The sequence below is a fragment of the Ruegeria sp. YTSA135 genome (assembly GCF_059610165.1).
Genome location: NZ_JBXWNC010000011.1, coordinates 68,477 through 81,297, shown reverse-complemented (window position 1 = coordinate 81,297; position 12,821 = coordinate 68,477). Strand labels below are relative to the sequence as shown.

General features: G+C 56.9%; 10 protein-coding genes. 5 read left to right on the top strand and 5 right to left on the bottom strand.

The window, feature by feature from the left end:
- The first annotated feature begins 153 nt into the window (after window positions 1-153).
- The 5 genes from AC2FIT_RS15035 to AC2FIT_RS15015 are packed head-to-tail and all read left to right on the top strand — an operon-like array spanning window position 154 to window position 6,490.
- Entirely contained in the window at window positions 154-1,992 is a 1,839-nt protein-coding gene (locus AC2FIT_RS15035) for an ABC transporter ATP-binding protein (RefSeq protein WP_496830776.1), read from the top strand.
- Window positions 1,989-3,821, top strand: a complete 1,833-nt coding sequence (locus AC2FIT_RS15030) for an ABC transporter ATP-binding protein (RefSeq protein ID WP_496830774.1) — start codon at window positions 1,989-1,991, stop codon at window positions 3,819-3,821. The genes AC2FIT_RS15035 and AC2FIT_RS15030 overlap by 4 nt, the downstream gene beginning before the upstream one ends.
- 57 nt (window positions 3,822-3,878) lie before the next feature.
- Window positions 3,879-5,108, top strand: a complete 1,230-nt coding sequence (locus AC2FIT_RS15025; RefSeq protein ID WP_496830772.1) for a class I SAM-dependent RNA methyltransferase — start codon at window positions 3,879-3,881, stop codon at window positions 5,106-5,108.
- Window positions 5,109-5,128: 20 nt separating this feature from the next.
- The gene (locus tag AC2FIT_RS15020) at window positions 5,129-5,914 is read left to right on the top strand and encodes an ion transporter (RefSeq protein WP_496830770.1); all 786 of its coding nucleotides are present in this window, start codon (window positions 5,129-5,131) and stop codon (window positions 5,912-5,914) included.
- 57 nt (window positions 5,915-5,971) lie between these two features.
- The gene (locus AC2FIT_RS15015; protein ID WP_068339780.1) at window positions 5,972-6,490 is read left to right on the top strand and encodes a L,D-transpeptidase family protein; all 519 of its coding nucleotides are present in this window, start codon (window positions 5,972-5,974) and stop codon (window positions 6,488-6,490) included.
- Here the strand turns inward: AC2FIT_RS15015 and AC2FIT_RS15010 are convergent.
- From AC2FIT_RS15010 to galE, 5 genes are all read right to left on the bottom strand, one after another.
- Complete coding sequence (locus AC2FIT_RS15010) at window positions 6,474-7,919, bottom strand: nodulation protein NodH (RefSeq protein ID WP_496830768.1); 1,446 nt, start codon at window positions 7,917-7,919, stop codon at window positions 6,474-6,476. The two genes, AC2FIT_RS15015 and AC2FIT_RS15010, sit on opposite strands and share 17 nt — an antisense overlap.
- A 6-nt stretch (window positions 7,920-7,925) precedes the next feature.
- A complete protein-coding gene (locus tag AC2FIT_RS15005; protein ID WP_496830766.1) occupies window positions 7,926-9,626 on the bottom strand; it encodes a DUF5927 domain-containing protein in 1,701 nt (566 codons plus the stop codon).
- Window positions 9,623-10,609 carry a glycosyltransferase family 2 protein gene (locus AC2FIT_RS15000; RefSeq protein ID WP_496830764.1) on the bottom strand — a complete coding sequence of 329 codons (987 nt, stop codon included), beginning with the start codon at window positions 10,607-10,609 and terminating at the stop codon, window positions 9,623-9,625. The genes AC2FIT_RS15005 and AC2FIT_RS15000 overlap by 4 nt, the downstream gene beginning before the upstream one ends.
- A 166-nt stretch (window positions 10,610-10,775) precedes the next feature.
- Window positions 10,776-11,813 (bottom strand): glycosyltransferase family 2 protein, encoded by a 1,038-nt coding sequence (locus AC2FIT_RS14995; RefSeq protein WP_496830762.1) that lies wholly within the window; start codon window positions 11,811-11,813, stop codon window positions 10,776-10,778.
- A 7-nt stretch (window positions 11,814-11,820) separates the two neighbouring features.
- On the bottom strand, window positions 11,821-12,804 hold the full coding sequence (galE, locus tag AC2FIT_RS14990; RefSeq protein ID WP_496830760.1) for a UDP-glucose 4-epimerase GalE: 984 nt from the start codon (window positions 12,802-12,804) through the stop codon (window positions 11,821-11,823).
- Window positions 12,805-12,821 lie beyond the last annotated feature (17 nt).

The following is a 12,821-nucleotide window of genomic DNA, read 5'->3' as shown; positions in this document are numbered from 1 at the left end:
GTGATTACGTGCGCCCATTATTGGAGTGGAGGGGTGCGAATGTATTACGGGATCTGGTTCGGCTAAAGCTGGAACACCTTGACCCGTAGGGGTGGTGTTCAGGCACCATCTTTGTTCGCATGACCTAATTTCTGCTCAACCGGAGCACTCTCCATGTTTCGCTATTTCGAAAACCTCGTTGATCCTTTTGTTGCCTACAAGGAAACCGACACACCGCCCACGCGCTTGTGGCCGTTCATGTTGGACTATTCCCGCCCGTTCAAGCGGGTGTTCTTTTGGGCTGCGCTGATCTCGGTCCTCGTCGCGGCAGTCGAAGTCGGGCTGATCTACTACATGGGGCGCGTCGTTGATCTGCTGTCCGGCCCGCCTGCCGAGGTCTGGCAAGCCCATGGTACCGAACTGATCCTGGTGGCCATCTTCGTGTTGCTTTTGCGCCCGATGCTGCATGTGATCGACGTTCTGTTGTTGAACAATACGATCCTGCCAAATTTTGGTACGCTGATCCGGTGGCGCGCGCATAAGCACGTGTTGCGGCAATCCGTCGGTTGGTTCGAAAATGACTTCGCAGGTCGTATCGCCAACCGGATCATGCAAACCCCGCCCGCTGCGGGTGAAGCCGTGTTTCAGGTTTTTGACGCCATTTCTTTTTCGCTGGCTTACCTTCTGGGCGCCGCGATCCTGCTGATGGCGGCTGATCCCCGTCTGCTGTTACCTTTGCTGATTTGGTTTGCGCTATATGCGCTCTTGGTGCGCTGGACGGTGGCCAGGGTTGGTCCGGCCTCTCAGGCCGCGTCAGATGCACGCTCGGCCGTGACGGGGCGGGTGGTGGACAGCTATACCAACATCCATTCGGTCAAGATGTTTGCCCATGATGCGCAAGAGCTGGACTATGCCCGCGAAGCCATCGAAGAAACCCGCCGGACCTTCCAGATCGAGATGCGGATCTTCACCATCATGGATTCGGTTCTGGTTACGTTGAACGGTTTACTGATCGTAGGCGTTGTGGGTTGGGCGATTGCCTTGTGGATGCAGGGCAGTGCGTCTGTAGGCGTTGTTGCCGCCGCAACCGCCCTGACCCTGCGGCTGAACGCAATGACCGGCTGGATCATGTGGGCGCTCACCAGTTTCTTCCGTCAGCTTGGTGTCGTGGCCGAAGGGATGGAGACGATTGCACAGCCCATTGATCTTTTGGACGAACCGGATGCGAAACCGTTGAAACTGACCAAAGGTCAGATCGATATTCGCGAATTGTCGCACCACTACGGCCGCAAAGCCGGCGGGCTGGACCATATCAATCTGACCATTCATCCCGGCGAAAAGATCGGGTTGATCGGGCGGTCGGGCGCTGGGAAATCGACCCTCGTTAAGCTGCTTTTGCGTTTTTACGACGTTGAACAGGGTGCGATCCTGATAGACAATCAGAATATCGCGCGGGTGAAGCAAGACAGTCTGCGCAGCCATATTGGCATGGTTCAACAAGACAGCGCCTTGCTGCACCGGTCGGTGCGTGACAACATCCTGTACGGTCGCCCGGACGCCACCGAGGAACAAATGATCGCTGCTGCCAAACAGGCTGAGGCGCATGATTTTATCCTTGATCTGCAAGATCCGCAGGGGCGTTCCGGCTATGACGCGCATGTGGGTGAGCGCGGTGTGAAACTCAGCGGTGGTCAACGGCAACGGGTAACGCTGGCGCGGGTTATCTTGAAGGACGCGCCGATCTTGTTGTTGGACGAAGCGACATCCGCCCTAGATTCCGAGGTCGAAGCGTCGATTCAGGAAACTCTTTACGGAATGATGCAAGGTAAAACCGTGATCGCCATTGCACACCGGCTCAGCACCATTGCCCAAATGGACCGGATTCTTGTCATGGATGGCGGCCGGATCGTTGAACAGGGCGGGCATTCCGAGCTGTTGTCCCAAGGCGGGTTTTATGCGCAGTTCTGGGCGCGGCAGTCAGGCGGTTTCCTAAACCCGGAGGCCGCGGAATGAAGGTTGCCGACCTGATCAACCCGTTCAGGACCATAGAAACGCCCCCGCCGCAAACACTGGGGGCGTTTATTCAATGGTGCCTGTCCGGCGCGTGGCCAATAATCTTTGTTGCCGCCGGTTTTTCGGCAATGGCCGGAGCGATGGAGGCCGTGACTGCTTGGATGTTGGGCCAGGTGATTGATCTTGCGACGGAAAGCGGCCGCGAAAACTTTCTGAGTGCGCAGAACTTGTGGATGATCCTTGGCGTGGTGGCGTTTTTTATGCTATTGCGTCCCGCGCTTTTCGGTCTGTCTTCGGTGACGAACAATTATATCGTCATGCCGAATATCCCGCCGCTGGTTCTAGCCAAGCTGAACCGTTGGACGCTGGGTCAGTCGGTGACCTACTTCGATGACGATTTCGCCGGGAGGATTGCGCAGAAACAAATGCAAACCTCGAACGCGCTGGCTTCGGTCGTGTCGGAAACGATCAGCGCAATTGTCTTTGCATTGGCGTCGCTTGTGGGTTCATTGCTTTTGTTAGGCTCTATACATCCGCTGGTGATGCTGCCTTTCGTTGCCTGGATGATTGTCTATTTTCTGTTGATCCGCTGGTACCTGCCACGTATTCGCGTGCGTTCGGCCGCTCGGGCCGGAGCGCGAGCAATGGTATCAGGGCAGGTGGTCGATACGATTACCAATATCAAAACCGTCAAACTGTTCGCGCACTCCGATTTCGAAGATCAGGCCGCCCGCAACTCGATGATCGACCTACGTGAAAAGATGCTGGCCTTTGGCGCCCTGTCGGCGAGTTTCCGTTTTATCCTGATGGTACTGGCCGGGGTTTTGCCCGTTCTGCTGCTAGGCGCGACGCTGCTGTTGTGGCAGAGCGGCGGCGCAACCGCGGGGGATATCGTCGCTGCAGGTGCGGTTTCGATCCGAATCGCACAGATGACCGGATGGGTCAGCTTCACGTTGATGGGGCTTTACGCCAATGTTGGCGAGATCGAAAACGGCATGAAGACGCTTTCAAAACCCGACCGGGTCGAAGATGTGGCCGGTGCAACCGCGCTGACCGTGGAGGAAGGGCAGATTGATTTCGACAATGTCAGCTTCTCATACGGTCGCGACATAGGGGGTGTATCCGATATCACCATGACCGTGCATCCGGGCGAAAAGCTGGGCATCGTCGGGGCATCAGGGGCTGGCAAGTCCACCTTGGTTTCGCTGCTTCTCAGGCTTTATGACGGGGAAGAAGGCACCATTCGTATTGATGGGCAGGATATCTCGCAAGTGACGCAGGACAGTTTGCGCCGTCATATCGGGATGGTTACGCAGGAAACGGCGATGTTCAACCGTTCTGCGCGCGAGAACATCTTGTATGGCCGCCCCGACGCATCCGAGGAAGAGATGATAGCCGCTGCAAGAAAGGCGGAAGCGCATGACTTTATCCTAAGCCTTCAGGATGCCCGGGACCGCAAGGGCTATGACGCGCATTTGGGCGAACGCGGCGTAAAGCTCAGCGGTGGTCAGCGGCAGCGAATTGCATTGGCCCGCGCAATTCTGAAGGATTCTCCGATATTGGTGCTGGATGAGGCGACGTCGGCACTGGATTCAGAGGTTGAGGCCTCAATTCAGACGGCGTTGCATCGTGTCATGCAAGGCAAGACCGTTCTGGCGATTGCCCATCGCTTGTCTACGCTAAGCGAGATGGATCGGATCATTGTTCTGGATCAGGGCCGGATCGCAGAGACAGGAACCCACGACGCGTTGCTGGACAAAGGCGGACTGTACGCCCGGTTCTGGCATCGCCAATCTGGTGGTTTTATCCAGGCCGAAGCCGCCGAATAAAGCGCCAAGCGCGCAACGGGGTTTCGCTGGGGGTTAAGCCCCGCTATCAGGCATCCTATGACGCAGCAATTCACGATAACCCGACTGGGCCATCAGGGCGACGGCATTGCCGAAGGTCCCGTTTATGCGCCACGCACCCTACCGGGTGAGGTGGTCAGCGGCACGTTGGTAGGGCAATACCTGACCAATATTCGGGTTGAAACGCCATCGGATCAACGGGTCAAAGCACCGTGTCGCCATTACAAAACCTGCGGGGGGTGCCAGTTGCAGCATGCATCAGATGCGTTTGTTGCCAACTGGAAGGTCGAGGTGGTGCGAAATGCGCTGGCCGCGCAAGGATTACAGGCAGACGTGCGCCCGATCCACACCTCTCCTCCAAGATCCCGCCGCCGCGCAACGATCGCTGTCAGGCGGACCAAAAAGGGTACACTTGCCGGGTTCCACGGCCGCGCTTCGGACACGATCACCGAAATAACCGATTGTCACCTGCTGGACCTGGCCCTGATTGCCGCCATTCCAGTAGCCGAAGCACTGGCCGTTCTGGGGGGCAGCCGCAAGGGCCTGTTGGCCGTGACACTGACCTTGTCCGAAGGCGGGCTGGATGTCGCTGTCAAAGGTGGCAAACCTTTGGATGGCCCATTGGAATTGGCTTTGGCACAAGCGACCGAGAAACACGGGCTGGCGCGGCTTAGCTGGGATGGCGAGGTGATTGCAATGCGCCAACCCCCGGTACAGCGATTTGGCACGGTCGCGGTCGTCCCGCCACCCGGTGCGTTTCTGCAAGCCACAAAAGACGGCGAACAGGCTCTGTTACAGGCTATTTTGCAAGCGACACAGGGCGCTCGTCGCGTGGTAGATCTGTTCGCAGGAAGTGGCACGTTTGCGTTGCCCCTTGCCCAGACAGCCGAGGTGCATGCCGTGGAAGGCGAAGCCGCGATGACAAATGCCTTGGATCAGGGTTGGCGTCGCACTCAGGGATTGAAGCGTGTCTCAGTTGAGGCACGCGATCTTTTTCGCCGCCCGCTGATGCCCGATGAGTTGACGTCCTTTGACGCTGTGGTCATCGACCCGCCCCGCGCGGGTGCCGAAGCGCAGGTTGCGGAACTTGCGCAGGCGCAGCGACCCGTGATCGCATACGTCTCGTGCAACCCCGCGACCTTTGCGCGGGACGCAAAAATGCTGACTCACGCAGGCTACACCCTTGAATGGGTGCAGGTGGTCGACCAATTTCGATGGTCATCACATACTGAACTTGCAGCACGATTCATACACAAACGCGCATCATGACCAGACAGGAGAGAGCCACAATGGGATTTAATCAGCGCCTGCTGAAGGTCATTGATAGTCCCAATTTTAGCCGGTTCATTACCACAGTCATCATCTTTAACGCCGTCTTGTTAGGGATGGAAACGTCGACAACGCTGATGGGGGCTGCCGGGCCACTGATTTTGACGTTGGACCGAATCTGCCTTGCGATCTTCGTGGCTGAAATCACCATGAAGCTTGTTGCCACCGGACGGCGGTTCTTCACCAACGGCTGGAATATTTTCGATTTTGTTGTCGTTGGCATTGCCTTGGTTCCAACCGCGGGCGGGCTGTCGGTTCTGCGGGCGCTGCGGATCTTGCGGGTTCTTCGTGTTATCTCGGTCGCGCCGCGCCTGCGTCGCGTGGTCGAAGGCTTCATCTCGGCCTTGCCGGGTATGGCCAGCGTATTCCTTCTGATGGCAATCCTGTTCTATATTGGCGCGGTGATCTCTACCAAGCTGTTCTCGGCGTCGTTTCCCGGTTGGTTCGGTGATCTGGGTCTGTCAGCCTACACCTTGTTCCAGATCATGACGCTGGAAAGCTGGTCCATGGGAATCGTACGCCCAGTGATGGAGGTCTATCCCTATGCCTGGATCTTCTTTGTGCCTTTTATCATGGTTACGACCTTTGCGGTGGTGAACCTGTTGGTTGGTCTGATCGTGAACTCGATGCAAGATGCGCACCATGCTGAGGATGAAGTGAAAACCGACGCCTATCGTGATGAAGTGCTGGAACGGCTGGAAAGCATCGAACGTCGCCTGACCGAGCAGCAGAACGCCAAAAAGTGATTTTATGTTTTTCGCGATTCTGGCATAATGCCGAAAAAAATGAGCAGGCAGTGAAACATGGATCGTCGAGCATTTGGAATGGGCGCTATGGCAACTTTGGGTCTTTCGGCCTGTGCCTCGGCTGGCCCGAGATTTCTGACTTATGATGGCCCGCAGGTGACTTCGTTGGTCATAAACAAGGGCGCGCGGAAGCTGTATCTTCTGCACAATGAAAGTGTTCTAACGGAATACAAGGTCGATCTTGGCTTTGCGCCGACCGGCACCAAAACCCGGCGCGGCGATGGGCGCACACCTGAAGGCAGCTATTTGATCGACCGTCGCAACCCCAACAGCCGCTATCACCTGTCGCTGGGTATTTCGTATCCAAACTCAGAAGATATCGCACAGGCCGAAGCCGCCGGCGTTGATCCGGGTGGTGATATTTTCATTCACGGCCAGCCAGAAAAGCGGTCGGAACTGAAACGTGCAAGAAAAACACCGGACTGGACTGCGGGTTGCATCGCCGTCAAGAACGATGAGATTGAAGAGATTTATGCGATGGTCAGTGAAGGCACTTTGATCACGCTGCGCGCGTAATCGGCTTCCAATCTTCGAACCCGAATTGCATGTAGTCGCGCTGGTAGGCCTCGGTCGCCAGCGCCTCTAACTTGTCGTCATAAATATCCGCCAGCATGAACGGAACATCCGCTGCAACAGGGTTGGGTTCTGGTGGGTTCTCATGCCCCATGCGTCGAGCCAGATCCGGCAGGGCGGTCGCGATCTCATCCTCGCGTAGGATCAGGTCAGGCAACGCGAAAGAGGCCATCCCAGCAAGCGCCTGAGCCTGGCTGCACCACATCGCATCCACCGGCACAGGTGTCTGACCGGCCAGGTTGTGCCGCAGAAAGGCAAGGAAGGCCGCGAATGCCTCGTAATGTTGATCTACCGGATAGTTCCCGTCGCGAATCTGGCCGGGGATCGGGATTTTGAAACGGTTGCGCAGTTGGTTGCGCCGCTGAAGATCCGTTCCCGGCCTAGTGCTGAGGACATTCGAACAAAAAGCGAAATGTGCCCGTGCCAAAGGGTGCTGCAGCACGGTAAACTTCCGATGGCCGCGATTGGCCAGCAACCATTGCTGCATTTCCTTCTGGCTTTGATTGCTGATCAGGCTGTCAATGTTGACCTCGTCAAGATCGGCCAGCCATTGAATAACCGGCTGCGCAAGCCCACCACGCAGCGGCATGTACATCAACAGGGTATCAAAGGCCGCAACGTAATTGCTGACGTCTGGCCCCTGCCGGGGTTCGAAATTTGGTGTGCGAAACAGGTTGAAACTGTCGATCCGGGTGAGGGCGCGTTCGGTTTCCTCGGGATTGGCGACTTTGGCTAGGGGCGGTTCGGGATTCTGCGGCTTGATCGTGTCGTCAATCGCTGACAGCCGCGCCGAAACACCCAGCCAATTCGCCAGACCGTTCAGAACATCCAGGTCAGTCAGGTCGTCATAAGTAATGTAATACCCGCTTTGTCCGGTCCTCTGGAGGGCATTTAGAAGTTGCGCCTGAAATGCTTGCTGCTGATCCAGATATGCCTGAAACTCCTGTGCGTCGAATTCAACCTTCGCCTCGCGGCGGCGTTTGATGTTCTTGAGCTGCCATTGCTTGGTTTCCCGCGCGATTTTCAACGAGATATAACTGTCCAGTGGATTGCGCGTCAGAATGATCTTGGCACATCGCGGGTCGGTCAGAACAGACTCTAACACTCGGGAGTCGTGCCCCTGAAAGAACCGAAAGCCGTTCAGCATACCCGGAGCATCCTTGATCGCGCGCACCAGCTTCATCGGGTCCGCGTCGCGGTCCTCCAGCGTTACACCCAGCAGGTTTTCTGATTTAAGCCGACCAATGAAATGCGGGTTGAATGCCTCTCCGTGGCAGGTGACGCCATCCAGTGCATTCAGGTTGAACTCTAGCAGGTTGGACCCGGTGCGCATGGCCGCAAGGATGATGAAATAGTCGAACCTCGGCGACATGGCGGGCTATTGCACCAGATAGGGTTTCTTGAACGGCCGAACCTGCGCACCGAACACGTCATCGGTCGGGAAATCCCCCATCAGATAGGGGTGCATTCCCTGGTTCTTGAGGTTTTGCAGGAATTTCCCAAAACCGGACAGATCCACCATTTTCGGCGCCTCGGTCAGATGAGTGGGGCGCGGGGTGCCAATCTCTTCGATCACGCTCTGCATGGGTTCCATCGGGGACTCGACGAACTCTGCCAGTGTCCAGGTTCGAACCCGTGCCTTGGTCCAGACCGAGCTTAAAACCTCAAGCTGCTTGGTCTCGATCTGTTGCAGGCGCGCGGCTTCGCAACGGATATCGGCGAAGTTCATGGTCGACCGGAACAGCGGAATCGCCCAAGCCCCGGTAATAACTGAAATCTGTGCATTCTTGTCCCGTGCCAGAAACCAGTTGATCTTTTGGGTGTCTCGGGGACCAAACTGAAAACACTGCCGCTCGCCCCGCGTGTTCCAGATAAGATTCGAGACAAAGGCCGTAGGATTATAGTCGCGTAGCACGGCGCAATTGCTGAGCGCGCCGTTCACAATCTTGGCCCCGCCCGAGAATTCGACCCGTTCGGGGTCGAACAGATGTCCGTGCACCCGTGCGCCCGTGGCCTCGGCCAGCCAGGGTTCAAAGTCTTCGAACAGTTCAGTAAAGCCCTGAAACACCGAGTACGGGAACGATGTCAGCCCGTTCTCGCTTCCGTGGCGGGGAAAGCGGCTTTGCATGTAAAGCCCGTCGCGTCCGCGGGTTCGCCGTTCGACCGCCTTGGAAAACACTCGGTCGATCTTGCTTGGATTGGGTTCGGTTGGTCGCATGGCACCGTTCTGATCGGTTAGGAAGGCCTGGTATAAGCGATCGGCCTGGGGCCAAATCTTTCTGGCCACGAAGCAATCTGACCGGCGCAAAAGCTGTAGATGGTCGTCGTAAAAAATATGGGGTCTTCCCTGATAGTCGAACTTCGACAGTGTTAGCGAGCGGCTTTCGATATGGGTCGAGTAAAGGCGCGCCAAAGTTTGGAAATAACTCTCATCCGGGATCCAGACATGCCGGAAATAGCGATCATAGATCTGCCGTTTCGGGTCTTGCAAGATGGCTGACAAGGTCTGTCGCGTCAGGCACCACCACTGGCTGCCCATATGCGGCATCAGACCCTCGGGAATCTTGCGGCGCATGCCAAGCGCGCGCTGCAGCTTAACGTGAATGTCGAATAATTTTCGGTGCTTGCGCCATGAAAACGGAAACCTGAGGGTGAATCGTTCCTGGTCCAGCCCGCCGATCGTCCAACTGACATCAGCGGTTGTGGCGCTTTCTATGAAATCTACCCGTGGCCGATCCGAAAGATAATCAGCCAATTCCTGTACTGGTCGTAACGGCAGACACGCACCTGAAGACAGATAGACGTGGTGCACCTCTGGGAACGTATCCAGCATCATTTCCGCCGCAGTTTGTGAGGCCGCGACAATCCCCCAGCGCCCCCATTCGCAGATATGACGCTCGGAAAACCGGATCAACGGATCATCGGCGCACTGGGCTGCGAACTCGGAGAAGACGCGCTCGGGTACTTTGCCATCCACATGGATCACCACGGGACAACCCGATGCCGTCCAGTGACGCGCCGCTTGCTCGGCCCGGTGCAGGGCCGTGTGAACCAACATGACAATTCCCAGCCTGCTCATGCCCAGTTCCCCTTGGACATAAGGCCGAGGATCTCAAGCTGCCGCCAGTTGATGTATTTCTCGGACTGATCACACCAGAATACCGGTTTCTCATCCAGCCCTTCGGCATAGGCGCGGTATTCGCCCGAGCGGCGATAGTGTTGACCCCGCTGCATCTCTTCACGGGCTTTCTCACTTAACGTGCTGATCAGCTTTGCGTGCAGCAGCGCACCGCTGGTTTTTTCGCCCCCCCATTCGTCATAGACCTGGTTCAATCCGCGCGGCAGCAGCGAATGGGTCGAGCTGACATAGACATAGCGCCGATCCCACTTGACCAGAGGGATTTTGTTCAGCGCCGGTGCCTTGCCGGGGTTATCGCGGAAAAACACCCGCGCACGTGGTCCGCCCTGAATCCACAGGTTCTTATAATCTGGATTCTTGGTGATCATGTAATTGCCCGCATCGAACCAGCGCGCAATTTCAAACGGGTCTTGCCCTTCGCTATAGGGGTGTTGGTCCACCGGCCCTTGTGGGTACATGTCGATCAACATGGTGCCAAAACTGCGCACCGCACAGCTGTCCAGCCAATCGGTCAAGGCCCGGACCGGGCGGGTGTCGCAAAACGGGTAGATGAAGAATTCATCCGGGTCGACCGTCAGAACCCAATGCCCGTGCGCATATTCCCGCAGCAAGCAATTCGACCAATCCAGACCAAACGATGCCTTTTTGTAACTGGCCTTTGCGCGCCACACCGAGGTATCAGGCTGGCTGGCAAGGTAGTCGCCCGAGCCGTCCGCGCTGTCGTTATCAACGAACAGGAAATGATCAACGCCCAGCTTGCGGTAGTATTCCAGAAAATAGGGCAGACGGATTTTCTCGTTCCGAAGCACGCTCATCAACAATATGTCGCCGCGTTGGATATCAGACGTCTTGTCAGAGATCGGCTGCAACTGGTGCCGTTTCAGCAGGCAGCGCACAAGACGGCGCTTGCGCCGCAATCTCATTCGGTATGAATCCAACAGGCTCACGCGTCTGCTCAGCCTTTTTTGTTTACGCGAGCATGCCCGGGGGCTGGACGATCCAGAGTGGTGCCGGGACATTACCGTTTTATGACATCTTTGCGTGTTTCAAAGCAACTTTTTTAAGGCCGTTCGTTGCATATGCAGCTTTTCAGCGCACTTTCCCCATCAACCCGATGCGCTGAAGCTGCGACCACCCTGCATAACGCACTGACTGCGGTGTCCACATGTCAGGGCTGCTGCAAATGGCATCATAATACGCCTCGAACTGGTCGGGATCGTGAAAGTGCTGACGCCGTGTTTTCTCAGACCCTGACTTCGCGACCACTTCGGGCAAAAATTTCGTGTGCAGCAGAACGCCCGAAGGGGTGTCGGTGCCCGGCCCGTCATAGGCCGCGTTCAGATACCGGGGCAGGGCCGAGTGGGTTGAGTTCACATACGCATAGCGCCGCGACCATCGGATCAGTGGTATCTTGTTCAATGTGGGCGACTTGCGGGGCTGCTCGGTAAAGAACATGCGCTCTCGCACTCCGCCCTGTATCCACAGGTTTCCCATCGGGCTTTGCCGCTGCGCGCGGTAGGGCCCGGAATCAAACCATTGCAGAACTTTCGTCGGGTCCGTCCCGGGTTCGTAAGATTGAGCGCCAAGCGGGCCTTTGGGATACAGGTCCAGCATCAGTGCACCAAGTGCCATCTGGCCGCGCCGCTCCAAAGCTGCGGTTAGGTCCCGTAGGGGTTTTTTGTCATGATCGGGATAGATCAGCAGCTCATCTGCATCCACCATCAGGGTCCAGTGGCCGTGCCCATAGCGCATTTGCAACCAGGTCAGCCAATCAAGCCCGTATCGCGCGGCGCGATAGCTGGCAGGCGTTTGCCAAAGCGAAACATCAGGCTGTTCCAGCAGAAACTCGACACAACCATCGTCACTGCCGTTGTCCACAACCAGAAAGTGATCCACCCCCAGCGCGCGATAGTGGCGAAAGAACCACGGAAGCCGCGTGATTTCATTACGCAGGGTCGTGAAGGCCAGAACGTCGCCCTGCTTGATCCGCGTGGTTTGGTCTTTTAGGCATTTCAGTTGGCGGCAGCTGCGAAAAGACCGCCAGAGTAACCGCCGTCTTTTCAGGCGCAACCGGTACTTCTGCACCCAACTGATGTGTGGAAGGTTGTCGGTTGCGTAACCCGTCACATGCGGCTCACTTTTCGTAGTTGCCGGTTTGATGCCAGCGCCATGCATCGCTAATCATGGTCTCTAACGTTGATCTTTTTGGTGTCCAGCCCAGCTCTTTGCCCGCGCGGAGCGAACCTGACACCAGTTTGGTGCAATCCCCCGCGCGCCGTGGCCCGATGGAGTACGGCACCTTGCGGTTGGTAACGGCCTTGGAATGGCTGATCACGTCCATCACCGAGAACCCGGTGCCGGTGCCAAGGTTGAATACTCGACTGGCTTTTTTGTCTTCAAGCCACTTCAGCCCCAGTAAATGCGCATCAACCAGATCGCAGACATGCACATAGTCGCGGATGCAGGTGCCGTCAGGCGTATCGTAGTCGGTGCCGAACACGGTCAGCCCGTCACGCTTCCCATCGATTGCGTCCAGCATCAGCGGCACCAGATGGGTTTCGGGGCGGTGGAACTCTCCGACCTCGCCATCCGGATCGGCCCCGGCCACGTTGAAATAGCGAAAGATCACGTGGTTCAGACCATGCGCGGCCTCGAAATCGCGCAGGATATCCTCGATCGCGCGTTTCGAGGCTCCGTAAGCGTTGAGCGGCAGTTGCGGCGTGTCTTCGTCCAGCACGACGTTGTCATGCTCACCATAGGTTGCGCAGGTCGATGAGAATACAAAGTTCAAACACCCCGCAGCCACGGCAGCTTCGATCAAGGAAAGTGAGCCGGTAACGTTGTTTGTCCAGTATTTTCCGGGTTGGGACATTGCCTCACCCACTTGGCTGAGGGCGGCAAAATGCATGACGGCGGCGGGCTGGTACTTGGCAAAAACCTCGTCCAACCTGGCGCGATCCAGCAGATCACCCTGTTCGAACGGTCCAAATTTAACCGCATCCTGCCATCCAGTTACCAGGTTGTCGTAGGTCACCGGCGTATACCCCGATTGCGCCAGTGCCTTGCAGGCATGAGAGCCGATATATCCGGCCCCGCCGGTGACAAGGATATTGGTCATCTAGCCTTCCAGAAGAA